This is a genomic window from Alloalcanivorax gelatiniphagus, assembly GCF_005938655.1.
GTDB classification, from domain to species: Bacteria; Pseudomonadota; Gammaproteobacteria; order Pseudomonadales; family Alcanivoracaceae; genus Alloalcanivorax; species Alloalcanivorax gelatiniphagus.
This window is the reverse complement of record NZ_VCQT01000044.1, coordinates 307,404-331,600: the sequence shown is the minus strand read 5'-3', so window position 1 is coordinate 331,600 and position 24,197 is coordinate 307,404. Positions and strand designations below refer to the sequence as shown.

General features: G+C 64.7%; 21 protein-coding genes. 16 read left to right on the top strand and 5 right to left on the bottom strand.

Going from position 1 to position 24,197, the window contains the following annotated elements; all coding sequences use genetic code 11:
- Window positions 1–123: 123 nt before the first annotated feature.
- From FGS76_RS15710 to gdhA, 4 genes are all read left to right on the top strand, one after another.
- The gene (locus FGS76_RS15710) at window positions 124–1,758 is read left to right on the top strand and encodes a fatty acid--CoA ligase (RefSeq protein ID WP_138773575.1); all 1,635 of its coding nucleotides are present in this window, start codon (window positions 124–126) and stop codon (window positions 1,756–1,758) included.
- A 188-nt stretch (window positions 1,759–1,946) separates the two neighbouring features.
- On the top strand, window positions 1,947–3,035 hold the full coding sequence (locus FGS76_RS15705; protein ID WP_138773574.1) for an efflux RND transporter periplasmic adaptor subunit: 1,089 nt from the start codon (window positions 1,947–1,949) through the stop codon (window positions 3,033–3,035).
- Window positions 3,035–3,709 (top strand): M48 family metallopeptidase, encoded by a 675-nt coding sequence (locus tag FGS76_RS15700; protein WP_138773573.1) that lies wholly within the window; start codon window positions 3,035–3,037, stop codon window positions 3,707–3,709. Before FGS76_RS15705 ends, FGS76_RS15700 begins: the two co-directional genes overlap by 1 nt.
- 69 nt (window positions 3,710–3,778) lie before the next feature.
- Window positions 3,779–5,107 (top strand): NADP-specific glutamate dehydrogenase, encoded by a 1,329-nt coding sequence (gdhA, locus tag FGS76_RS15695; RefSeq protein ID WP_138773572.1) that lies wholly within the window; start codon window positions 3,779–3,781, stop codon window positions 5,105–5,107.
- Window positions 5,108–5,204: 97 nt separating this feature from the next.
- On the opposite strand, the gene cspE is transcribed toward gdhA, so the two are convergent.
- Together cspE and FGS76_RS15685 are read right to left on the bottom strand one after the other, a co-directional pair.
- The gene (gene cspE / locus FGS76_RS15690; RefSeq protein ID WP_089033873.1) at window positions 5,205–5,408 is read right to left on the bottom strand and encodes a transcription antiterminator/RNA stability regulator CspE; all 204 of its coding nucleotides are present in this window, start codon (window positions 5,406–5,408) and stop codon (window positions 5,205–5,207) included.
- 195 nt (window positions 5,409–5,603) lie between these two features.
- The gene (locus FGS76_RS15685; RefSeq protein WP_138773571.1) at window positions 5,604–6,974 is read right to left on the bottom strand and encodes a WS/DGAT/MGAT family O-acyltransferase; all 1,371 of its coding nucleotides are present in this window, start codon (window positions 6,972–6,974) and stop codon (window positions 5,604–5,606) included.
- Between the two features lie 286 nt (window positions 6,975–7,260).
- Here FGS76_RS15685 and FGS76_RS15680 point away from each other — a divergent pair, with 286 nt between their 5' ends.
- Both FGS76_RS15680 and FGS76_RS15675 read left to right on the top strand, forming a co-directional pair.
- Complete coding sequence (locus FGS76_RS15680; RefSeq protein ID WP_138773570.1) at window positions 7,261–9,708, top strand: ExeM/NucH family extracellular endonuclease; 2,448 nt, start codon at window positions 7,261–7,263, stop codon at window positions 9,706–9,708.
- Between the two features lie 36 nt (window positions 9,709–9,744).
- The gene (locus FGS76_RS15675; RefSeq protein ID WP_240692568.1) at window positions 9,745–10,353 is read left to right on the top strand and encodes an HAD family hydrolase; all 609 of its coding nucleotides are present in this window, start codon (window positions 9,745–9,747) and stop codon (window positions 10,351–10,353) included.
- Here FGS76_RS15675 and FGS76_RS15670 read toward each other — a convergent pair.
- From FGS76_RS15670 to FGS76_RS15660, 3 genes are all read right to left on the bottom strand, one after another.
- Window positions 10,344–12,158 carry an acyl-CoA dehydrogenase C-terminal domain-containing protein gene (locus tag FGS76_RS15670; protein ID WP_138773569.1) on the bottom strand — a complete coding sequence of 605 codons (1,815 nt, stop codon included), beginning with the start codon at window positions 12,156–12,158 and terminating at the stop codon, window positions 10,344–10,346. The genes FGS76_RS15675 and FGS76_RS15670 overlap by 10 nt on opposite strands.
- Window positions 12,159–12,335: 177 nt before the next feature.
- Window positions 12,336–13,148, bottom strand: coding sequence for an SDR family NAD(P)-dependent oxidoreductase (locus FGS76_RS15665; protein WP_138773568.1), 813 nt, complete (start codon window positions 13,146–13,148; stop codon window positions 12,336–12,338).
- A 101-nt stretch (window positions 13,149–13,249) separates the two neighbouring features.
- On the bottom strand, window positions 13,250–14,950 hold the full coding sequence (locus FGS76_RS15660; RefSeq protein ID WP_138773567.1) for a potassium/proton antiporter: 1,701 nt from the start codon (window positions 14,948–14,950) through the stop codon (window positions 13,250–13,252).
- A gap of 432 nt (window positions 14,951–15,382) precedes the next feature.
- On the opposite strand from FGS76_RS15660, the gene mnmG reads away from it, so the two are divergent.
- The 10 genes from mnmG (at window position 15,383) to atpA (ending at window position 24,182) form a co-directional block, all read left to right on the top strand.
- On the top strand, window positions 15,383–17,269 hold the full coding sequence (gene mnmG, locus FGS76_RS15655) for a tRNA uridine-5-carboxymethylaminomethyl(34) synthesis enzyme MnmG (protein WP_138773566.1): 1,887 nt from the start codon (window positions 15,383–15,385) through the stop codon (window positions 17,267–17,269).
- Window positions 17,266–17,883 carry a 16S rRNA (guanine(527)-N(7))-methyltransferase RsmG gene (gene rsmG, locus FGS76_RS15650; RefSeq protein ID WP_138773565.1) on the top strand — a complete coding sequence of 206 codons (618 nt, stop codon included), beginning with the start codon at window positions 17,266–17,268 and terminating at the stop codon, window positions 17,881–17,883. Before mnmG ends, rsmG begins: the two co-directional genes overlap by 4 nt.
- Entirely contained in the window at window positions 17,880–18,686 is an 807-nt protein-coding gene (locus FGS76_RS15645; RefSeq protein ID WP_138773564.1) for a ParA family protein, read from the top strand. The genes rsmG and FGS76_RS15645 overlap by 4 nt, the downstream gene beginning before the upstream one ends.
- Before the next feature lie 14 nt (window positions 18,687–18,700).
- The gene (locus FGS76_RS15640) at window positions 18,701–19,618 is read left to right on the top strand and encodes a ParB/RepB/Spo0J family partition protein (protein ID WP_138773563.1); all 918 of its coding nucleotides are present in this window, start codon (window positions 18,701–18,703) and stop codon (window positions 19,616–19,618) included.
- 298 nt (window positions 19,619–19,916) lie between these two features.
- Entirely contained in the window at window positions 19,917–20,345 is a 429-nt protein-coding gene (locus FGS76_RS15635; protein WP_240692567.1) for a hypothetical protein, read from the top strand.
- A gap of 15 nt (window positions 20,346–20,360) precedes the next feature.
- Window positions 20,361–21,269 carry a F0F1 ATP synthase subunit A gene (atpB, locus tag FGS76_RS15630; protein ID WP_138773562.1) on the top strand — a complete coding sequence of 303 codons (909 nt, stop codon included), beginning with the start codon at window positions 20,361–20,363 and terminating at the stop codon, window positions 21,267–21,269.
- A gap of 45 nt (window positions 21,270–21,314) precedes the next feature.
- On the top strand, window positions 21,315–21,536 hold the full coding sequence (atpE, locus tag FGS76_RS15625) for a F0F1 ATP synthase subunit C (protein ID WP_138773561.1): 222 nt from the start codon (window positions 21,315–21,317) through the stop codon (window positions 21,534–21,536).
- 58 nt (window positions 21,537–21,594) lie between these two features.
- Complete coding sequence (locus FGS76_RS15620) at window positions 21,595–22,065, top strand: F0F1 ATP synthase subunit B (RefSeq protein WP_138773560.1); 471 nt, start codon at window positions 21,595–21,597, stop codon at window positions 22,063–22,065.
- Between the two features lie 19 nt (window positions 22,066–22,084).
- Window positions 22,085–22,621 (top strand): F0F1 ATP synthase subunit delta, encoded by a 537-nt coding sequence (locus tag FGS76_RS15615; protein ID WP_138773559.1) that lies wholly within the window; start codon window positions 22,085–22,087, stop codon window positions 22,619–22,621.
- Between the two features lie 16 nt (window positions 22,622–22,637).
- On the top strand, window positions 22,638–24,182 hold the full coding sequence (atpA, locus tag FGS76_RS15610) for a F0F1 ATP synthase subunit alpha (protein ID WP_138773558.1): 1,545 nt from the start codon (window positions 22,638–22,640) through the stop codon (window positions 24,180–24,182).
- The last annotated feature ends 15 nt before the right edge of the window (window positions 24,183–24,197 follow it).

Sequence of the window (24,197 nt, the reverse complement as noted above, 5' to 3'; positions counted from 1 at the left end):
AGGGTTGTTCAACGGCCTGCTATAAAAAAGCAATCCCGGACCGGACGGCGAGGGTCGCCGGTGTTTACCCGGCACCGTGCGCGGCCCCGCTTCGGCTCGGCCTTTTGGTGATGGAGAGCAAGCATGAGTAAAGATCTGACCATTGATCGTACCCCGGAGGCGGTGGAATCGCCGTTGCTGATCCACAGCATCCTCGAATCCGGTGTGCGCTCCGCCCCCGACCAGGAAATCGTTTACGCGGATCAACGTCGGCTGACCTACCGTGAATTGGAGCAACGTGTAAACCGCCTGGCCGGTGCCCTGGCCGCCCAGGGCGTCAAGCCCGGCGACACGGTGGCGGTAATGGACTGGGACACCCATCGCTATCTGGAAGCTTTCTTCGCCATCCCGATGATGGGCGCGGTGCTGCACACCGTGAACGTGCGTCTCAGCCCGGAGCAGATTCTCTATACCCTGAATCACGCCGAGGACGACGTGATCCTGGTGAACCGGGAATTCCTGCCGGTGCTGGAAGAGCTCAAGGACCGCATCGAGACCGCCAAGACCTTTATCCTGCTCGACGACGAAGGCGGCAACCTGGACAGCAAGCTGGAGCTGGCCGGCGAGTACGAGGCGCTGCTGCACAAGGCACCGGATCAGTACGACTTCCCGCTGCTGGACGAGAACACCCGCGCCACCACCTTCTACACCACCGGTACCACCGGTCTGCCCAAGGGCGTGTATTTCTCCCACCGCCAGCTGGTGCTGCACACCTTCGCCGGCCGCGCGGCGCTGTCCGGTTCCGGCCACGGCCGGTTCAACCAGGACGATGTGTACATGCCGATCACGCCCATGTTCCACGTGCACGCCTGGGGCGTGCCCTACGTGGCGACGCTGCTGGGCGTGAAGCAGGTGTACCCGGGCCGCTACGTACCGGAAACCCTGCTCAAGCTGCTGCTCACCGAGAAGGTCACCTTCTCCCACTGCGTGCCCACCATTATCCAGATGTTGCTGCAGGCGGAAGCCGCCAAGAGCATTGATCTGAGCGGCTGGAAGGTGATCATCGGCGGCTCGGCGCTGCCCAAGCCCCTGGCCAAGGCGGCCCTGGCGCGGGGCATCGACATTTACGCCGGTTACGGCATGAGCGAAACCTGCCCGCTGATCTCGGTGGCGCTGCTGACTCCGGAACTGGAGAAGGCGAACGCGGAAACCCAGGCCGACTACCGCAGCCGCACCGGTCGCCCGGTACCCATGGTGCAGTGGCGCATCGTCGACACCGACATGAACGATGTGCCCCACGACGGCAAGAGCCAGGGCGAGCTGGTGCTGCGTGCCCCCTGGCTGACCCAGGGTTACCTGAAGGACGAGGACAACTCCAAGGAGCTGTGGCGCGGCGGCTGGATGCACACCGGCGACATCGGCGTGATCGACGCCGAGGGCTGGCTGAAGATCACCGACCGCATCAAGGACGTGATCAAGACCGGCGGTGAGTGGGTATCGTCCCTGGATCTGGAAGGGCTGATTCTGCAGCACGACGGCGTGGCCGAATGCGCGGTGGTGGGCGTGCCCGACGAAAAATGGGGCGAGCGTCCGGTGGCCCTGGTGGTCAAGAGTGGCGAGGTGGACGAGGACGCCATCAAGGCGCTGCTCACCGGCTATGCCGACGACGGTGTGATCAGCCGCTACGGGGTGCCCGACCGGGTGGTGTTCGTGGACGAACTGCCGCGCACCTCGGTGGGTAAACTGGACAAGAAAAAGATGCGCGCCGAACTGGTGTGATCCCATGGGGCCGGTCACTCCGGCCCCGTTCTACTCCCCCCATATATCCCCCCGTCCGGCAAGGGTGTACCCTTCCGGAAATCGCCCGGCGCCGCGCCGGGCGAGCCATCGATAACGCTTACACCCCGTGTTCCCTCCGTCCAGGACTGGCTTCCCGGGACCGGTGTGCCCCTGATCTGGAGATCTTCATGCTGCGAGTGACCCTGAGCCTGCTGCTGGCGGCTTCGCTGGGCCTGGGAATCGGCGCATGGCACTACCTGGGGCAGGACGGCCAGCCGGCCGGGCCGCCCACCCTGGTGCAGGTGGCCACCGCCATTCTCAGCCCGCTCGCCGATCAGCTGGACGTGCCCGGCACCGCCCGGGCCAGCCGCACCCTGACCCTGCTCAGCGAGGTGGACAGCCGGGTAATCAAGCTGCATTTCCAGGAAGGCCAGAGCGTGGATGCCGGCGATCTGCTGGCGTCCCTGGACGACCGGCGGGCCCAGGAGCAGCTGGAGCAGGCGCGGGCCGCCTACCAACTCGCCCTGACCGACTACCAAAGCGCCGCCCGGCAGGTCGGTGAACGGGTGCTTTCCCAGACCGGCGCCAACGACCTCAAGGTGGTGATGGAAGCCGCCCGGGTCGGGCTGGAAGCCAGCCGGGTGGCCCTGGCGGCGCACCGTATTCGCGCCCCGTTCGACGGCATCATGGGGCCACGGCTGGTGGCGCCGGGGGCGGATCTGAGCAGCGGCGATGCCATCGCCACCCTGGACAGCGTGCGTAATCTGGAGGTGGTGTTCCAGGCACCCCGGCGCTATCTCTCCGCGTTGCGCCCCGGGCTGCCGGTGACCGCCGGCAGCGAGGTCTATCCGGGTAAGGGGTTCTCCGGCAAGGTGATGCTGGTTGACGGTCGTGTCGGCGGCGCCGACGGCAGCCTGCATGTGAAAGCGCTGCTGAATAACGACGACGCGCTGCTGCGCCCGGGCCAGCCCCTGCGGGTGTCGATGCACTTGCAGGAGCACGCCGCCGTACTGGTGCCGGAGCAGGCGATCATCACCCAGGGGGCGCAAAGCTATGTGTTCACGGTCAGCAAGATGCGCCGCGCCGAGCGTCGCACGGTCAGCCTGGGTGAGCGCCGCGCCGACGGCTGGGTGGAGATCACCGCCGGGCTGAAGGACCGGGAGCCGGTGATCGTCAAGGGCCACAGTCATTTGGGCAGCGGCGCGCCGGTACGCATTATCGAAAATCAAGACGCCGGGCCGCCCGACCGTCCCGCGACCCGGCGGGCGGCGGTCTGATGTCGGAGCAGGCTCCGGTGGGGTATGAACTGGTGCGCTCCCGACGGCGCTCGCTGGAAGTGCGGGTGTTTCCGGACGGCCGGGTACAGGTGCGCGCCCCGCTGCGGATGGCCGCCCGCCATATCGAGGCGTTCGTGGACGAGCGCCAGGACTGGATTGCCCGGCAACGCCGGATCATGGCCCACCGCCCACGGCAACGCTGGAGCCACGGTGAAACCTGCCTGCACCTGGGTGAGCCGCGCCGGCTGGAGGTGACCCCGGTGGCCCGGCCCGGCGGCCGGGTCAGCCTGGAGGGCGACCGGCTGCGGGTTGCGGTGCCCGGCCCGGAGGACGAAAGCCAGGTGCGTGACGCGGTCCATGAATGGTGGCGCGGGCAGGCGCGGGTGTTTTTCCGGGACAGCATCGATCGGCAGTTTCCCTGGTTCGCCGACCGTGGCCATGCCCTGCCGACGCTGCGCGTGAAGAAGATGCGCACCCGCTGGGGCTCGCTGTCGCCCCGGGGCTACATCAACCTGAATCTGCTGCTGATGGCGTTCCCGCCGGCGGTGATCGATTACGTGGTGATGCACGAGCTTTGTCATCTGGAACATATGAATCACGGTCCCGACTTCCACGCCCTGATGGACCGCCGCATGCCCGACTGGCGCCGTCACAAGGCGCGGCTGGAAGGCTGACGGCGGGTTTTACCCTTTTTTGCCGCGCCCCTGACCCCCCCTTGATGGTCTTTCTGTTTCAGTAGGGCCATGGAAACCAAAACTCTGCTAAAACGCATCAAGGAACGGGACCCCCACCACGAGTATTTCCAGCAAGCGGCCGGCAGCCTGCTGAAGAGCATCTCCAGGCCGCTGCGGAACTATCCGGATCTCAATGACAGTGCGCTGATGGAGCGGCTGCTGGAGCCGGAGCGGGTCATCACTTTCCGGGTGCCCTGGATCGACGATCAGGGCCGGGCCCATGTGAACCGGGGCTTCCGGGTTCAGATGAACGGCGCGCTGGGGCCCTACAAGGGTGGTCTGCGCTTCCACCCGTCGGTGAACCTGGACGTGCTGTCCTTCCTGGCCCTGGAGCAAACCGTGAAAAACGCCCTTACCGGTTTGCCGCTGGGCGGCGGCAAGGGCGGTTCCGACTTCGACCCCAAGGGACGCAGCGACGACGAGATCATGCTTTTCTGCCAGGCTTTCATGGCCGAATTCCACCATCACATGGGGGCCGACACCGACGTGCCGGCCGGCGACATGGGCGTCGGCCCCCGGGAAATCGGCTACCTGTTCGGCATGTATCGCAAGCTCGGCCGCCGCCACGACGGCGGCTTCACCGGCAAGCAGCTGGCCTTCGGCGGCAGCCTGATGCGGGTGGAAGCCACCGGCTACGGCGTGATCTATTTTCTCGAACACATGCTGGCGAACCAGGGCGAAAAACTGGATGGCAAAACCGTGGCCATTTCCGGCGCCGGTAACGTGGCCCGCCACGCCCTGGCCAAGGCGCTGGACAGCGGCGCCCGGGTGGTGACCCTGTCCGATTCCCAGGGCTTCGTGGAGGTGAGCAAGGGCCTCACCGCCAAGCACCTGGAAGCGGTGGCGGAAATCAAAAACGGCGGCGGCCGGCTCGGCGAATTGGCGGACCGCTTCAGCGGCGTGCGCTACCACAAGGGCAAGCGCCCCTGGGGCGTGCGCTGCGACATCGCGCTGCCCTGCGCCACCCAGAATGAACTGGGCGAGAAGGACGCCGATGCGCTGGTGGACAACGGCTGCCAGTGGCTGGTGGAAGGCGCCAATATGCCGTGCTCCGCCGCGGCGGTGAAGCGGCTGCGCGATGGCGGCGTGGTGTTTGGGCCGGGCAAGGCGGCCAATGCCGGTGGCGTGGCGGTCAGTGGTCTGGAAATGAGTCAGAACAGCCGGCGGGAAAGCTGGTCGGCGGGCGAAGTGGACCAGCGGCTGCGGGAAATCATGGAGCGTATCCACCGCCGCTGCGTGGACCACGGCGGCCAGCGCAAAACCGACTATCTGGTGGGCGCCGACCTGGCCGGCTATCTGCGGGTGGCCGAGGCCATGGCCGGCCAGGGCGTGCTCTGACCGGGCGGCGTCCCGCCACGGACAGGCAAAGGAAAAACCCCGCCGGAGCGGGGTTTTCCGTTACGACAACGCCGGGCCGAACCCCGGCGTGATCGTCTTACTCAGCGACGACGTTTGCCGCCTGCGGACCTTTCGGACCTTGCTGAATGTCGAAGCTTACCTTCTGGCCTTCGGCCAGAGTCCGGAAGCCGGAGCCATTGATCGCGCTGAAATGAACGAAGACATCCGCGCCACCGTCATCCTGGGAAATGAAACCGAAACCCTTGGATTCGTTGAACCATTTAACGGTACCAGTAGCCATTTGAATCTATACCTCAAAACTTTTTCATAGGGTGATGCTTGCAAACCAGGGGAGGGGTGTTCGGAGACTTCATGAGCTTCACGCGAAGGGAAGGCAACTACCAAAACAAACCACTGCCACAATCTGCAGCCATTTCGACTTTACTACCCTTTCCCGGCGACACCAAATTTTTTTTTGGCCCTCCATCCGGCCCGCTTAACGCAGGCCGGCGGCGATCTCCAGGTCGTCAATGGACTGCTCCAGATAGTCCAGAAGGCGCTGCATGGAGGGCAGGGTCCGGCGGCAGGCGATCAGCCCGAATTCGATCTGATCCCGGTAGCTGGTCAGGGTCATGTTCAGGGCGATGCGGTCCAGTACCACCGACACCGGATACTGTCCCTTGAGCTGGGCGCCGTTCCAGTAAAGCGGTTCCTTGGGGCCGGGCACGTTGGAAATGATCACGTTGAACGCCCGCCAGCGGGGCGCCAGGCCGGTGAGCAGATTGAGGCCGGTGGGGGCCATGCTCAAGGCGGTGAAATTAAGAATTTCCTCCGGGCTCATTTGTGAAAAGCGCTGCTTGGCTTCCTTCACCGAGGCCTGCACCACCCGCAGCCGGTTGGCCGGGTCGCACACATGGGTGCCCAGGTTGGCCAGGATCATGGCGATCTGGTTGCCGCCGGCGCTGTCGTCCTTGCGCAGGGACATGGGCACCATGGCGATCAGCGGCTGATCGGGCAGTGCGTTCTGGCTGATCAGATACTCGCGCAGCGCATGCCCGCACATGGTCAGCACCACATCATTGAGCGTGCAGTTGAACGCCCCGGCCAGCTTCTTCAGGCGCGGCAGGGAATAGCTTTGGGCGGCGAACCGCCGGGAACCGGTGATGCACTGGTTGAGAATGGTGTCCGGGGCCTGAAAGATGGACACGAAATTGGGGTCGTCCTTGGCTTTCTGGGTGACCCGGTAGATTTCCCGGGTCAGCGCCGGCACGGTGGCGATCTGGCGGCTGGCGCCGGCGGTCAGACGGGCCAGGCTGCTGACCGCGTCCACCGGGCTGCTCATCCCCCGTCCGCGCTTATTGGGCTTGTAGGCCCACACCGGCGGCTGGTCGCGCTCGTTCGGGTCCGTGGACAGCGCCCGCATGCCCATGCGCATGGCCGAGATGCCATCCACCATGGAATGGTGCACCTTGGTATAGAGGGCGAACTGGCGGCCGCGAATGCCTTCGATCAGGTGCGCCTCCCAGAGCGGGCGCTCCCGGTCCAGCAGATTGGAATGTTCGGCGGACACCAGCGACAGCAGTTCGCGGATGCGGCCCGGTTTGGGCAGGGCCTCGTGGCGGAAATGGTGGTCGATGTCGAACTGCTTGTCCTCGTCCCAGTGCCACTGCCCCCAACGGCGCCGCAGGCGCTGGTTGAACGGCGGCTCCGGGCAGCAATAATCACGGATCGACCGCGCCAGTTCACTGACGTATTTGGGGCCGGCGCCCTCGGGAAACGAAAACAATTGCAGGCCCGCCACGTGCATGGGTTGCTGCCGTTTTTCCAGATACAGGAATAACTGATCCACCGGACTCAGGGTTTTCATGCCATCCTCACTTTTTATCGCCGTCCCGCTCGGGAACAGGACGCGCTATCTCCTTGGCGTTCCGGGCCATCTTAGCAGAGCGGCCCGGGTCCTGAATGTGCCTTGCGGTAAACCGGGCTTGGCCCTGGAGCCCACTACTATGTGCGCCGATTCACGTTCTCGGCATTTGCCAATCCCGCTGCAAACGCCGATGCCAGGATGCTTGCAAAAACGTTGCCATACCCATGAAACGCTTTGGTCACGGACCCTTGGCAGGGTACTCCGATCATCGTTCGCGGAGAGGGTTATGCGCATCTTCATCATGGGGTTGGCCGGGCTGACAATGGCCTGCAGCGCCCAGGGCAATATTCTGATCAGTGAGTACGTGGAAGGCAGCGGCAACAACAAAGCCCTGGAGCTGTATAACTCCGGGGACACCAGCCAGAGCCTGAACGGCTATGTGCTGGAGCGCTACAGCAACGGTTCCCCCACGGTGAGCAGCAGCCTGGCTCTGGACGGCCATAATCTGGCCGGCGGTGATGTGCTGGTGATCGCCACCAACCAGGCCACCGGCACCCTGGCCGGGCTGGCGGATATCACCAGCGCCACCATCAATCACAACGGCGACGACGCCTATGTGCTGCGTAACGCCGACGGTGTGGTGGACAGCTTCGGCCGGGTTGGCGAGGACCCGGGCAGCGCCTGGACCGGCGGTGGCCTGAGCACGGCGAACCAGACGCTGCGCCGCAAGGACAGCGTCACCAGCGGCGACACGGTGATCGACGATGCCTTCGACCCGTCGGTGGAGTGGGTGGGCTTCCCCTCGGACACCCTGGACGGTCTCGGTGAGCCGGGCACCGGCGGCGGTGCAGGCGCTAAAGAGCCGGTGCCGCTGGGCGCCTGCGGCGAGGCGGTGACCCGCATCGCCGCCATTCAGGGCCCCGGCGACCGCTCCCCGCTGGACGGCGAGGGCCATGTGATCGAGGCGGTGGTGACCGCCGTGTACCCGGCCTTCGACGGCTTCTATGTGATGGAAACCGAGGCCAACCGGGACAACGACCCGGCCACCTCCGAAGGCCTGTTTATCTATCAGCCGGACGCGCAGGTGAGCGCCGGTGATCGGGTACGGGTGAGCGGTACGGTCAGCGAGTACTACGGCCTCACCCAGATCAGCGCCGACCAGCAGGCGGTCTGCGAGCAGGAGGTAACGGTGACCCCGGTGGTGCTGACCCTGCCGTTCGATGACCTGGCCGACCGGGAATCCCTGGAAGGCATGCTGGTGAGCGTGGAGCAACCGCTCACCGTCAGCGACAACTACGAGCTGGCCCGCTACGGCAGCATGACGCTGAGCGATGGCCGCCTGTTCAACCCCACCAATGTGGCGGCCCCCGGCGAGGCGGCCCGGGCGGTGAAGGAAGCCAATAGCCGTAACCAGGTGCTGCTGGACGATGCCTCCAACGCTCAGAATCCGGCCACGGTGATTTATCCGGAGGGCGGTCTGGCCGCCGACAATACCCTGCGCGCCGGCTACCAGACCCGGCCGTTCCGGGCGGTGTTCACCTACGGCTTTAACCAATGGCGGCTGCAGCCGGTGGGCGAGGTGCGCTTCGACGCCACCGCCAACCCCCGGTCCCCAATCCCGGACCGGGCCGCCGCCAGTGACCTGCGGGTGGCTTCGTTCAACGTGCTGAACTACTTCAACGGCGACGGCGCCGGCGGCGGCTTCCCCACCCCCCGGGGGGCGGAGAACAGCCAGGAGCTGACCCGGCAGCAGGACAAGCTGGTGGCCGCGCTCAACGACATCGACGCCGATGTGGTCGGCCTGATGGAGGTGGAGAACGACGGCTATGGTTCGGACTCCGCCATCGCCCAGCTCACCGCCGCCCTGGGACCGTCCTGGCGCTACGTGGACCCGGGCCTGGACAGCCTGGGCGGTGACGCCATCGCCGTGGGTCTGATCTACCGGGGCGACGTGGTCGAGGAGGTGGGCACCGCCGCCACCACCGACGCCGGCGCCTTCGGCAATGCCACCAACCGCCAGCCGCTGGCCCAGACCTTCCAACCGCTGAACGGTGGCGAGACCCTCACCGTGGTGGTCAACCACTTCAAGTCCAAGGGCAGCTGCCCGGACAATGGCATCAACAGCGCCCAGGGCGACGGCCAGGGCTGCTGGAACGCGGAGCGGGTGGACGCCGCCCAGCAGTTGTTGAGCTGGCTGGAGAACAATCCCACCGGCGCCAGCGATGGCAACTGGCTGGTGATGGGCGACCTGAACAGCTACGCCAAGGAAGACCCGATCACCACCCTGCGTGACGCCGGGCTGGTGAACCTGGTGCAGCGCTTCCAGGGCGAGGACGCCTACAGCTACACCTACAAAGGCGAAGCCGGCTATCTGGACCATGCCCTGGCCTCCGAAAGCCTCAATGGCAAGGTGCTCGCCACCTTTGAATGGCACATCAACGCGGATGAACCGGTGGCGTTTTCCTACCAGCTGCCGAGTTACCAGAGCGAGGAGCAGCACCAGCGCTATTACGTCGCGGACGCCTGGCGGGCCTCCGACCACGACCCGGTGGTGATCGATATGGCGCTGTCCGCCAACGCCGGCGGCGAAGATGGCGATGGCGGCGGTGACAGCGGTAGTGACAGCGGTAGTGGCAGTGGCAGTGGCAGTGCCGGCGACAGTGACAGCAACGGCGGCGGCCTGGGCTACGGGCTGCTGTTGATGCTGGCGGGCCTGCTGCGCCGCCGTCACTGACCGTTGCGCGGTGGCGGGGTACCCTTGGCGGTTGTCATGATCGCGAAGGAGATGCCCATGCCGCCGCGCCGTTTTCAGGCCCTGCTGTTCGACCTCGACGGTACCCTGGTGGATACCCGCCTGGATTTCGCCGCCCTGCGCGGGGAGCTGGGTTTTCCGGAAGGCATCGGCCTGCTGGAGCACCTGGAGACCCTGCCGCCGGAGCAGGCGTGCCAGGCCCGCCAGGTGATCCACCGCCATGAAATGGCCGGCGCCGAGGCCGCCACCTGGATCGACGGCGCCCGGGCGTTGCTGGCGGCGCTGCGCCGCCATGGCGTGCCCACCGCCATTCTCACCCGCAACAGCCGCGCCGCCGTGGCGCGCACCGACCAGGTGCTGGGGTTGCCGGTGGACCTGATTCTGACCCGCGAGGATTGCCCGCCCAAACCGCACCCGGAAGGACTGTTGCGGATCGCCGAACAGCTGCGGCTGACGCCGGCTCGGACGCTCTATGTGGGGGATTTCGTTTACGATCTGCAGGCGGCGCGAAACGCCGGTATGGCGGCGGGATTACTGCTCAACGGGGGCAACGGGCATTTCGCCGATCAGGCCGACCTGGTGGTCGGCCATCTCGGTGAACTGCTGGAGCACACGGCTTACTCGTAGTCGAACGAGAAGTGCTCCGGCGCCAGTTGCATGGTGCTTTTGGTGGGCTTGAGGGCGGCTTCCGCGTGGCCCTTGGCGGCCGGCAGCATGCGCTCGAAGAAGAATTCCGCGGTGGCCAGCTTGGCCTGGTAGAACTCCTTCGGTTCGTTGCCGCCGTTGGCCAGCTTGTCCTGCGCCACTTTCGCCTGCAGGGCCCAGAAGTAGGCCATCATGGCGTAGCCGGAATACATCAGGTAATCGTAGCTGGCGGTGCCGACCATTTCCCGGTCCTTGGCGGCGGTCAGCATGATGCGGGTGGTCAGGTAGTTCCACTCGGCGGCGATTTTCAGCAGCTTCCAGGCGAACGGGCGCAGCTCGCCATCGGTGAGATGCTTGCGGCCGAAGTCCAGCAGCTTCCTGGAGAAATCGCGCACGCATTTGCCACGGCTGGACAGCAGTACCTTACGGCCCAGCAGGTCCAGGGACTGGATGCCGGTGGTGCCTTCATAGAGCGTGGCGATGCGTGCGTCGCGCACGATCTGCTCCATGCCGTGTTCCTTAATGTAGCCGTGACCGCCGAAGATCTGCATGGCGTCGTTGGCCACTTCCAGGCCCTTCTCGGTGAGGAAGCCCTTGAGGATCGGGGTCAGGAAACCCAGCTCGCTGTCCCAGCGGTCGTACTTGTCCTTGTCGTCTTCCAGAATGCCGGAAATCATGTGGTCGGCGTACTGGGCGGCGAAGTAGATCATTGCCCGGCCGCCTTCGGCGATGGCTTTCTGCTTGAGCAGCATACGGCGCACGTCACCGTGGTGAATCAGGGCGTCGGCCACCGCGTCCGGGTCTTTCTTGCCGGACAGGGCGCGCATGGAGCGGCGCTCCTTGGCGTAGGGCAGGGAACCCTGGTAAGCCAGCTCCGCGTGGGCGATGCCCTGGCAGGCGGTGCCGATGCGCGCCGAGTTCATGAAGGTGAACATGCACTCCAGGCCCTGGTTGGCCGGGCCGATCAGGAAGCCGGTGGCGCCATCGAAGTTGATCACGCAGGTGGCGGACGCCTTGATGCCCATTTTCTTTTCCAGGGAACCGCAGGCCACGCCGTTGTCCTCGCCGATCTTGCCGGGCAGGTACTTGGGCACGATGAACAGGGAAATGCCCTTGGTGCCCTTGGGCGCGTCCGGCAGGCGGGCCAGCACGATGTGCACGATGTTCTCGGTGAGATCGTGGTCACCGGAGGAAATGAAAATCTTGGTGCCGGTGAGCTTGTAGGAGCCGTCGTCCTGGGGCTCGGCCTTGGTTTTCACCTGGCCCAGGTCGGTGCCGCACTGGGGCTCGGTGAGACACATGGTGCCCGCCCAGGTGCCCTCGGTGAGCATGCTCAGATAAGTCTGTTTCTGCTCTTCATCGCCATGAAGCTGGATGGTGTTCATGGCCCCCAGGGACAGGCCCGGGTACATGGCGAAGGACCAGTTGGCGGCGCCCAGCATTTCCTGTTTGAACAGGTTCAGGGACATGGGCAGGCCCTGGCCACCGTACTCGGCGGGGTGGGACAGGCCCTGCCAGCCACCGGCCACGTACTCCTGATAGGCCTCTTTGTAGCCCTTGGGCGTGGTCACCTGGCCGTCTTCCAGCTTGCACCCTTCCTCGTCGCCGCTCTGGTAGAGCGGCGCGATGGTGTTTTCACACAGGCGCGCCAGCTCGCCGAGGATGGCTTCCACCATATCCGGGGTGGCTTCCTCGCCATTGGGCAGCTTCTTGTAGTGACTCTCGAAGTCGAACACTTCGTTGATCAGGAAGCGCATGTCGCGCAGTGGAGCCTTGTAGGTCGGCATAGCACACCCTCTGTTCGCAATCCTGGCCGTGCCCATTCGGGGCACGGTTGATGTATGGCAAGCAATGTTAGCGAACGAGCGTTGACTGACATTGACGGCGAAGCGGAGGCCGCCGTCTTTAGGGTGAATCGACCATCAGAGGAATATTAGAGAACATATGTTCACTAAAAAGGGCGGTCAGTTGTCCTTGCCCTTCCAGCTGTACATGGAGGTGGACACGCCGGTGCGCTTCGCCACCTCGTCCCACAGGCGCCGGGGCAGCACGCCCTTGAGCAGTTCCACGGAGCGGGCCATGGGCGGCTCGATAACGAAGGCCTCGCCCTTGGCGACGCCACGCAGGATGCTGTCGGCGACCCGGTCCGGGGTCAGCATCGGCGAGAACAGCGGCGTTTTTACCCCCTTGAACATGCCGGTGGCGATGTAGCTCGGGCACACCGTGGTGACCTTCACATGGCGCTGCCCGCGCTCCGCCAGTTCCAGGCGCAGGGACTCGGAGAAGCCCACCACCGCCCATTTGCTGGCCGCGTAGGTGCTGCCGTAGGGCAGGCCGATAAAGGCGGAGGCGCTGGCGATGTTCACCAGGTGGGCGCGGTCGGCGGCCAGCAGGTCCGCCATGAAGGCGTGGCTGCAGGCCATCAGGCCCTCGGCGTTGACCTTGAAGGTGTCCAGGTGCTGCTTCAGTTCCACCTGCTCGAACTCGCCGCCGTGCACCACCCCGGCGTTGTTCACCAGGATGCTGATCGGGCCCCGTTCTTCATGGAGCTGGTCGCGGAATTTGGTGATCGAGGCGATCTTGCTCACGTCCAGGGTGTAGGCGTGGGCGTTGCCGCCGGCATTGACGATGTGCTCCACCACCTCGCGGGCGGCGGCGATGCGCCGGGCGGTGACGATCACCTCGGCGCCATGGGCGGCGAACTTCTCCGCCATCAACCGGCCGATGCCCGCGCCGGCGCCGGTGATCAGGACACGATGGTTATCGAAACGGGGCATGGGCTGATCCTCATGATTCACAGTGAGGGCACAGGATAGCGCGGCGGCGGCGGCAACAGATTGGCGGCTCGGCCTGGCGGCCATGGGTCACCGGCAGCCCGTTACTTGGGCAGTTTGATGCCCACCAGAACCACCCGGCCCTGTTCCACGGTGCGCGCGCGCAGCTTCAGGCCACTGAGGCGCAGGGTATCGCCCACCACCGCCAGGTGCCCGAACTGGCGCTCGAACAGCGCTTCCACGGTGAGGCCCTCCAGGGCCGGGTCCGGCTTCTCCATGCCGTACACCGCCACCAGCTGGTCCACCGGCACGCTGCCGCGCAGGAAGAACTCGCCGTAATAGCGCTTCTCATCCTTGGACAGACGATGGCACAGATCGGACAGGTAGTCCTTCTCCGCCACCGGCGCCAGCCAGGTCACCAGGTCGCCGGCTTCGATCACCGGGTCCTCGGCCAGGTTGCGGAACTGCTGGTTGCGGATAATCAGCAGCGGCGTGATGCGCGGGCTGGTGATGGCCCCCAGATGCTGGCCCTCGGCCTTGGCGCCGGCGTCCACCTCGAACTGCATCAGATAGCGGTCCCCGGAGGCGGCCAGCGGCACCATCTGCCGGGGCGGGGTGGTGGCCGGCACCGACACCTTCAGCCAGCGCGCCACGTAGCGCAGGCTGGTGCCCTGGGTGAGCAGGGAGATCAGCACCACCACCAGGGTAATATCGAACAGCAGCCGGGTCTGGCCGACCCCGGCCAGCAGCGGGAACACCGCCAGTACGATGGGCACCGCGCCGCGCAGGCCGGTCCAGGCGATGAACAGTTCCTCCCGCCAGCTGAAGCGGAACGGCAGCAGGCTGACCCACACCGACAGGGGGCGCGCCACCAGCATCAGAAAGGCCGCCACCATCAGCGCGTCCACCAGGCTGCTGCCCATCTCCGAGGGGGTCACCAGCAGACCCAGCATCAGGAACATGCCGGACTGGGCCAGCCAGGCCATGGAGTCCATGGAACGCAGCACGTTGTCGCCGGTGCCGCCGCGCCGGTTGCCGGCCACCAGCCCGGCCAGATAGATCGCCAGGAAGCCACTGCCGCCGGCCAGGTTAGTGAGCGCGAACACCATGGCCCCGCCGCTGCACAGCAGCAGGGCGTGCAAGCCCTCGTTGCTGCGCACCCGCAGCAGGATCTCGCTGAGCAGGGCGCCCAGGCTGAGCCCCATCAGCACCCCCAGGCCGAACTGCTGCACCAGGGTGATCAGCATGTTCAGGCCCAGGCCCATCTCCGGATTGATCAGCACCTCCACCAGCATCAAGGTGATGAAGATGGCCATCGGGTCGTTGAGGCCGGATTCGATTTCCAGGGTGCTGGCCACCCGCTCGTTGAGCGTTACGCCGGCCCCTTTCACCACATTGAACACGGCGGCGGCGTCGGTGGAGCCGATGATGCCGCCCAGCAACAGCCCCAGCCGCCAGTCCACGCCGATCAGAAAGGTGGCGAAGGCGCCCACCAGGGAGGCGGACAGGGCCACGCCCAGGGTGGCCAGGGTCAGCGCCGGGCGCAGGGCCAGGCGGAAGGTGCTGAGCCGGGTGCGCAGCCCGCCATCCAGCAGAATCACCGCCAGGGCGATGTTGCTGACCACATAGGCAAGGGAGAAATCATCGAACCTTATGCCGCCCAGGCCATCCTCGCCGGCGATCATGCCCACCAGCAAAAACACCAACAGGGATGGGACCCCGACCCGGGAACTGATTGACCCGAGCAACAGGCCGGTGAACATCAGCCCGGTTCCCACCAGCAAAAAGAGGTTCAATGAATCCAAATGCGCTCCTGGAATATAAAACAGCGGGTTAAGGTTGGAACATTATATAGGAAGGCGGAGCCGCCTACATGTGCGCCGGCCTTTATTTTAGCCACGTTGAGTCTATACTGGTGTCCTGCCCTCCCAAATAAGTAGCCATCAGCGTGTCCCACAAAACCCGTGGTTAGGCGCCGTCCGCCGGTAATGGCCGTAGCCCTTGCCAAGGGCGGCAACGCTGCCACGGGTTTTGTGGGACGCGCCCTTCGGGAAGGTGCCGCCGCCGCTGTGACCGTGTTGCGCTGCTTGACCATAGCACCACTATGGCCTGCGCAGCGCGCCTTGTCACAGCGGCGGCGGCGCCTTCTGATGTCTGCTTATTTGGGAGGGCAGGGCACTTGCGCCCGATCTGATCATATTTTAGACGCCCCTCCCCGGGCGAAGGTAGAGCATTCCATGGAATACCCCCATCGATTCGGCGTTATCGTGATTGGCGGCGGCCACGCCGGCACCGAAGCCGCCCTGGCGGCGGCGCGCATGGGCGTGGAAACGGTGCTGCTCACCCACAATATCGAAACCCTGGGCCAGATGAGCTGTAACCCGGCCATCGGCGGCATCGGCAAGAGCCACCTGGTGCGGGAAATCGACGCCCTGGGCGGCGCCATGGCCCGCGCCACCGACCTGGGCGGCATCCAGTTCCGGGTGCTCAACGCCCGCAAGGGCCCGGCGGTGCGCGCCACCCGCGCCCAGGCGGACCGGGTGCGCTACAAGGCGGCGATCCGTGGCATGCTCGAAAACCAGCCCAATCTGACCCTGTTCCAGCAGGCGGTGGACGATCTGATCGTCGAGAACGGCCGCTGCGTGGGCGCGGTCACCAATATGGGGCTGCGTTTCCACGCCGACGCGGTGGTGCTCACCGCCGGCACCTTCCTGGGCGGCGTCATCCATGTGGGCCTGGACAACCACCAGGGCGGCCGCGCCGGCGATCAGCCGTCCAACGCCCTGGCCCGGCGCCTGCGCGAACTGCCGTTCCGGGTGGACCGCCTGAAGACCGGCACGCCGCCGCGCATCGACGGCAACACCGTGGACTTCTCGGTGATGGAAGAGCAGTGGGGCGACGACCCGGTGCCGGTGATGAGCTACCTGGGCCGGGCGGAGCAGCACCCGCGCCAGGTGTGCTGCTACATCACCCACACCAATGAGCGCACCCACGAGATCATCCGCTCCGGGTTTGACCGCAGCCCCATGTTCACCGGCGTGATCGAAGGCACCGGGCCGCGTTACTGCCCGTCCATCGAGGACAAGGTGAACCGCTACCCGGACAAGGGCAGCCACCAGATCTTCGTCGAGCCGGAAGGGCTGGACACCCATGAACTGTACCCCAACGGTATTTCCACCAGCTTACCGTTTGATGTGCAGATGGCGGCGGTGCGCTCCATCCGTGGCTTCGAGAACGCCCGCATCACGCGCCCCGGCTACGCCATCGAGTACGACTATTTCAATCCCCAGGACCTCAAACACAGCCTGGAAACCAAGCATATGCCCGGCCTGTTCTTCGCCGGCCAGATCAACGGCACCACCGGCTATGAAGAGGCCGGTGCCCAGGGCCTGCTGGCGGGCCTGAACGCGGCCCTGCTGAGCCAGGAAAAAGAAGCCTGGACGCCGCGCCGGGACGAGGCCTATGTGGGCGTGCTGGTGGACGACCTGATCACCATGGGCACCCGCGAGCCCTACCGCATGTTCACCAGCCGCGCCGAATACCGGCTGCTGCTGCGCGAGGACAACGCCGACCTGCGCCTTACCGAAAAAGGCCGGGAGCTGGGCCTGGTGGACGATGAGCGCTGGGCGGCCTACTGCGCCAAGCGCGAGGGCATGGAGCAGGAGCAGGCCCGGCTCAAGGCCACCTTCGTGCGCCCCGGTAGCGCCGAGGCGGAGCGCGTCAACGCCCTGCTGGACAAACCGTTGCCCCACGAATACAGCCTGATGGACCTGCTCAAGCGTCCGGAGCTGAGCTATCGCCCCCTGGCCGACGCCGCCGGCCTGGCGCCGGTGGACGACGCGGTGATCGAACAAGTGGAGATCGCCGCCAAGTACGCCGGCTATATCGACCGCCAGGAGGTGGAGATCGCCAAACTGCGCGCCGCCGAGGACCAGCCGCTGCCGGAGGCGTTTGATTACGGCGCGGTGAAGGGCCTGTCCAATGAAGTGAAGCAGAAGCTGGGCGAGGTGCGCCCGGCCACCCTGGGCCAGGCCGGGCGGATTCCCGGGGTGACCCCGGCGGCGATTTCCCTGCTGCTGATCTACCTGAAGAAGCACCAGCACCAGACGGCCCGCCAGGCATGACCGACCGGGACCGTCTGCAAGACGGCCTGCGCCACCTGGGCGTGGCCCTGGACCAAGGGCAGGTGACGGCGCTGCTGGCCTACCGGGATCTGCTGGTGAAATGGAACCGGGCCTTCAACCTCACCGCGGTGCGGGAGCCCGGCGAGATGATCGCCCGTCACCTGCTGGATTCCCTGGCGGTGCTGCCCCACCTGGACGATGGCGACACCCTGGACGTGGGCACCGGCGCCGGCCTGCCCGGCATTCCCCTGGCCATCGCCCGACCCGGGCAGCGCTTCGTGCTGCTCGACGGCAACGGTAAGAAGGCGCGCTTCGTGCGCCAGGCCCGGCGGGAGCTGGGCCTGGACAACGTGGAGGTTGTGCACGCCCGCGTGGAACAGTACCGTAATGCTCCATCGCAGATTATCAGCCGAGCCTTCGCCGCCCTGCCCGACATCCTGGCGGTGACGGAGCCGCTGATCGCGCCGCATACCCGCGTTCTGGCCATGAAAGCCGCCGCCGCGGAGCGCGAACTGGCCGAGCTGCCGGCCGGCTGGACCGCGCGCGTGGAACCTCTGTCCGTGCCGGGACTGGACGAGACCCGCGTGCTGGTGATCATAAGGAGATCGCAGTGACCACCGTTTTTGCCATTGCCAACCAGAAAGGCGGGGTGGGCAAGACCACCAGCAGCGTCAACCTGGCCGCCTCCCTGGCCGCCACGCGCAAAAAGGTCCTGCTGGTGGACATCGATCCCCAGGGCAACGCCACCAGCGGCGCCGGGGTGGACAAGTACGAGCCCGACTACACCATCCTCGAAGTGCTCACCGGCGAGGTGGACGTGGAGCAGGCGGTGGTGGAGACCCCGGAATCCTCCGGCTTCAAACTGATCGCCGCCAATGGCGACCTGACCGCCGCCGAGGTGCAGCTGCTCGACATGAAGCTGCGCGAGTTTCGGCTGCGTAACGCCCTGGCGCGAATCCGCGACGAATACGACTACATCATCATCGACTGCCCGCCATCGCTGAACATGCTCACCGTCAACGCGCTCACCGCGGCGGACTCGGTGATCGTGCCGATCCAGTGCGAATACTACGCGCTGGAAGGGCTCACCTCGCTGATGAACACCATCGAGAAGATCCGCTCGGTGCTGAACCCCAAGCTGCATATCGGTGGCCTGCTGCGCACCATGTACGACCCGCGCAACAGTCTTTCCAACGATGTTTCCAATCAGTTGATCAGCCATTTCGGCGACAAGGTCTACCGCACCATCATCCCGCGCAACGTGCGGCTGGCGGAGGCGCCCAGCCATGGCGCGCCGGTGATCACCTATGATTCCAAGTCCCGGGGCGCGGTCAGTTACCTGGCCCTGGCCGGCGAAATCCTGCGCCGCGAACAGGCCATGCAGAAGCCCCCGCAGGCCCCCGCACGAACCGACTGAAGTGAGATCCGACTATGGCGGCAAAGCGTAAACGCGGCCTGAGCAAGGGGCTTGATGCCCTGTTGAGCAGCAACGCGGCCTACCAGGACCACCCGGAAGAGGTCAGCCTGGACGCGGGCGAGGAAACCGCCGGCCGGGCCCAGCGTGCCCCCCGTGATGGCGAGCTGCGCCATCTGCCGGTGGAGTTCATGCAGCGGGGCCGCTACCAGCCGCGCCGGGACATGTCCGCCGACGCCCTGGAGGAACTGGCCGAATCGATCCGCGCCCAGGGCGTGATGCAGCCCATCGTGGTGCGCCCCCTGGGCGAGGACCGCTACGAGATCATCGCCGGCGAGCGCCGCTGGCGGGCCGCCCAGATGGCCGAGCTGGACACCATTCCCGCGGTGATCCGCGACGTGCCCGACGAAGCCGCCATCGCCATGGCGCTGATCGAGAACATCCAGCGCGAAAACCTCAATCCCATGGAAGAGGCGCTGGCGCTGTCCCGGCTCAAGGAAGAGTTCGGCCTGACCCACCAGCAGGTGGCGGACGCGGTGGGCAAGTCCCGGGCCATGGTCACCAATCTGCTGCGGTTGATGAGCCTGGAGGCGGACGTCAAGAAACTGCTCGAGCACGGCGACCTGGAAATGGGCCACGCGCGGGCGCTGCTGGCGCTGTCCGGCCAAAAGCAGGTGGAAGCGGCGCGAACGGTGGTGGCCAAGGGCCTGTCGGTGCGCCAGACCGAAGTGCTGGTGCGGGAGTTCGAGAAGGAGAAGCCGGCCAAGACCGCGCCGACTCGGGAAGACCCCAATGTGCGTCATCTGCTCAATGACCTGTCCGACCGCCTGGGCGCGCCGGTGCAGATCCAGCAGGGCACGGGTGGCAAGGGCAAGCTGGTGATCAGCTACAACACCCTGGACGAGCTGGACGGCATTCTCGCGCACATCAAATAAACGTCCCGGCCCCCGGCGTGGACGTTTTCCCGGTTTATTTGTCAACTGGCTTGACGCAGTGGTTGGAGAGGCGTATCAATATTCGTTCTCTCCAACTACAAAACGCTCTGTTTTGTATAGATTAGAGCGTCCGTTCAAATTTTACGCCGATTCCGGTCGTTTCGGGCCAAACAATGGGCCCCTGCCGGTTGATACCGCTATACCTTACCCATATACTTCCCGCGCCAAAGATCAGGGGGTACCCGCGACCTTCTCCTGACACGCTCCGGCGGCGTCAGCAGCGACAAACGGGAGCACGGTGGCCAATTTCGACGAACGAGCCCGCAGAACACTGTTCTGGGGCTTGATGCGCGCGCAAATTTTAAGCGCGGTGATTTTCGCCGTACTGGTCGTCGTCATCGCCGGCGCAAGTTTGGGCGCCGCGGCCGCCTGGGGCGGCACCATCAGCCTGATCGCATACGCCTGGGGTGGCTTCCAAGTGTGGCTACACCCGGGCAACCGCGCGCCTGAACGCATGGCGGGCGCCGCCATGCGGGCGGAAGCCGGCAAGGTGGTGATCATGCTGGCACTGTTTGGCCTGACTTTCGCCAAGGTGCCGGCATCGCGCGAACTGACACATGTAGTGGTTCTGTTTCTGGGGTTCCTGCTGGCGCAGATCGCCGGTTGGGTTCAGGTGGCGCGCCTTGACCACCGCCTGGGAGCGGGACGGCACGGGCAAGACGACTAGACTGTAGGTATCGATATGGCAGCGAGCTCCGCCAGCGAGTACATCAAGCACCATCTGGGAAATCTCACCTATGGCCAATTGCCCGCTGGTTACGAGCGGACCTGTCACGGTCACGACCAGACCCTGAACGACGCCACCTGGACGTTCGCCTGTAACGCCCAGGAAGCCAGCGACATGGGCTTCGCCGCCATCCACGTGGATTCCATGGCCTGGTCCGGCGGCCTCGGTATCCTGATGTGCCTGCTGTTCTGGCTGATGGCCCGCAAGGCCAGCCCCAATACCCCTTCCGGCATGCTCAACTTCGTGGAAATGATCATCGAGTTCATCGACACCCAGGTGCGCGACTCGTTCCACGGCAAAAGCAAGCTGATCGCTCCGCTTTCCCTGGTGATCTTCTGCTGGGTGTTCCTCATGAACCTGATGGACCTTATCCCGGTGGATTGGGTTCCCATGACGTTCCAGTGGATCGTGACCACCTTCTTCGGCTGGAGCGCCCACGAAGCCTACTTCCGCATCGTGCCGACCACCGATCCCAACATCACCCTGTCGATGTCGATCTGTGTGTTCTTCCTGGTGATCTTCTACAGCATCAAGGTCAAGGGCATCGGCGGTTTCCTCGGCGAGCTGAGCTTCAAGCCGTTCGAAGCCGGCAGCACCCTGGGCAAGATCCTGCTGCTGCCGATCAACCTGGTGCTGGAAACCATTTCTCTGCTCGCCAAGCCGGTATCCCTCGGCTTGCGGCTGTTCGGCAACATGTATGCCGGCGAATTCGTATTCATCCTGGTGGCCGGCATGATGGGCACCTGGCAGGCCATTGCGGCCTGGCCCTGGGCGGTGTTCCACATTCTTGTGATCACCCTGCAGGCATTTATCTTCATGGTGCTGACCATCGTCTACCTGAGCATGGCGGTGGAAGAGCACTAAGCAACGTTTCCTAACTCAACTGAAGCACTTAACGGGAGTGTAAAGATGGAAGATGTAAACCTTCTCGCGGCGGCGCTGGTTGCTGGCATGGCGGGTATCGGCGCAGGTATCGGCTTCGGTCTGATGGGCGGCCGTTTCCTGGAATCCGTGGCACGTCAACCGGAACTGGGTCCGATGCTGCAAACTCGCATGTTCATTATCGCGGGCCTGCTGGACGCCGTGCCGATTATCGGTATCGCCATCGCCTTCCTGCTGATTTTCCTGTAAGACGCGATTCAAACCGAGCCCCGGTTCAGGGAAATCTACGTAATGCTGAGGTGTTGGCATGAACATTAATGCGACACTAATTGGCCAGGCCATCTGGTTCGCTCTGTTCGTTTTCTTCTGCATGAAGTTCGTCTGGCCGCCCATTTCCCGGGCCCTGGACGAGCGCAAACAGAAGATCGCCGAAGGTTTGAGCGCCGCTGACCGAGCCGAAAGGGATCTGGAGCTGGCGCAGGAAAAGGCGTCCGCCAACCTCAAGGATGCCAAGGACAAGGCCTCCGAGATCATTGAGCAAGCCAACCGGCGCGCCAATCAGATCGTTGAGGAAGCCAAGGATCAGGCCCGCGCCGAAGGTGAGCGTCTGATCGCCAAGGCCCAGTCCGAGATCGATCAGGAAATCAACCGCGCCCGCGAAGAGCTGCGTAAAGAGGTGTCCGCCCTGGCATTGAGCGGTGCCGAGAAAGTGCTGGCCCGCGAAGTGAACCGCGACAGTCACAAGCAGCTGCTCGACGAGCTGGCGGCTCAACTCTGAGTGATACGGATGGCACCCCATGGCTGAATTGACCACCATCGCACGTCCCTACGCCAAGGCCGCGTTCCTTTTCGCGAAGGAAAACAACGGCCTGGCGGAGTGGGAACAGATGCTGGATCTGGCGGCGGGTGTGGCGCAGGACGCCACCATGCACGCCTATCTGGACCAGCCGGAGCTGGATCGTGCCCAGCAGGCCGAAGGCTTTATTCAGGTCTGCGGCGACGAGCTCAGCGAAGGCGCCCGTAACTTCATCGCACAGCTGGCGGCCAACAAGCGTCTCAATTTGTTGCCCACCATTCGCGTGTTGTTCCACGAACTGCTGGCAGCGGATCAGCGCATCACCGATGTGGAACTGATCGCCGCGTTCGAACTGGAAGACGCCGAAGCCGACAAGCTGGTTGCGGCGCTCAAGGAGCGCTTGGGCCGGGACGTGCAGGTGTCCACTTCCGTGGACGAGTCACTCATTGGTGGCGTGCTGGTACGAGCCGGCGATACGGTAATTGATGGCAGTGTGCGCGGCCGGCTTTCCCGCCTCGCCGAGCAACTGAACTCTTGAGTTTGAGGGATTAGAGATGCAGCAACTCAACCCGTCCGAAATCAGCGAGATTATCAAGTCGCGCATCGCGAAACTTGATACCTCCACCGAGGCACGGAACGAAGGTACGGTGGTTTCCGTATCCGATGGTATCGTGCGCATTCATGGTCTGGCCGACGTGATGTTCGGCGAGATGATCGAGTTTGAGGGCGGCATCTACGGCATGGCCCTCAACCTGGAGCAGGATTCCGTTGGCGCCGTGGTACTCGGCGACTACCTGGGTCTGGCCGAAGGTCAGAAGGTGAAGTGCACCGGCCGCATTCTGGAAGTGCCGGTGGGCCCCGAGCTGCTCGGCCGCGTGGTCGACGCCCTGGGTAACCCGGTGGATGGCAAAGGTCCGATCAAGACCGACGTCACCGACGCGGTGGAAAAAGTGGCCCCCGGCGTAATCTGGCGCCGTGAGGTGAACCAACCGGTTCAGACCGGCTTCAAATCCATCGATGCGATGACCCCGATCGGCCGTGGCCAGCGTGAGCTGATCATCGGTGACCGTCAGATCGGTAAGACCGCCGTGGCCGTGGATACCATCATCAACCAGAAGAACTCTGGTATTAAGTGTATCTACGTGGCCATCGGTCAGAAGCAGTCCACCATCGCGGGCGTGGTGCGCAAGCTCGAAGAGCACGGCGCCATGGACAACACCATCATCGTTGCCGCTTCCGCCTCCGACCCGGCTTCCATGCAGTTCCTGGCGCCCTTCGCCGGCTGCACCATGGGTGAATATTTCCGCGACCGCGGCGAAGACGCCCTGATCGTTTACGATGACCTCACCAAGCAGGCCTGGGCTTACCGCCAGATCTCCCTGCTGCTGCGCCGCCCGCCGGGCCGTGAAGCTTACCCCGGTGACGTGTTCTACCTGCACTCCCGTCTGCTGGAACGCGCCGCCAAGGTGAACGAGGAATTCGTCGAGAACTTCACCAATGGCGAAGTGAAAGGCAAAACCGGTTCCCTGACCGCACTGCCGATCATTGAAACCCAGGCCGGTGACGTGTCCGCCTTCGTACCGACCAACGTGATTTCCATCACCGACGGTCAGATCTTCCTGGAAACCAGCCTGTTCAACTCCGGTATCCGTCCGGCGATGAACGCCGGTGTGTCGGTATCCCGGGTAGGTGGCGCGGCTCAGACCAAGATCATCAAGAAGCTTGGCGGCGGTATTCGTCTGGCCCTGGCCCAGTATCGGGAACTGGCGGCATTCGCCCAGTTCGCATCCGACCTGGACGAGGCCACCCGCGAGCAGCTCGAGCACGGCCAGGCCGTTACCGAGCTGATGAAGCAGAAGCAGTACAGCCCGATGTCCGTGGCGGAAATGGGCGTGGTTCTCTACGCCGCCAACAACCGCTACCTGAAAGGCATCGAGATCGACAAGATCGGTTCCTTCGAGTCGGCACTGCTGGATTACATGAACAGCGAACAGAAAGCGTTGATGGACAAAATCAACGAGAAGGGTGACTACAACGACGAGATCGAGGCCGGCATCAAGGAGGCCATCGAGCAGTTCAAGGCCACCCAAACCTGGTAATTCGCTGAGAAAGGA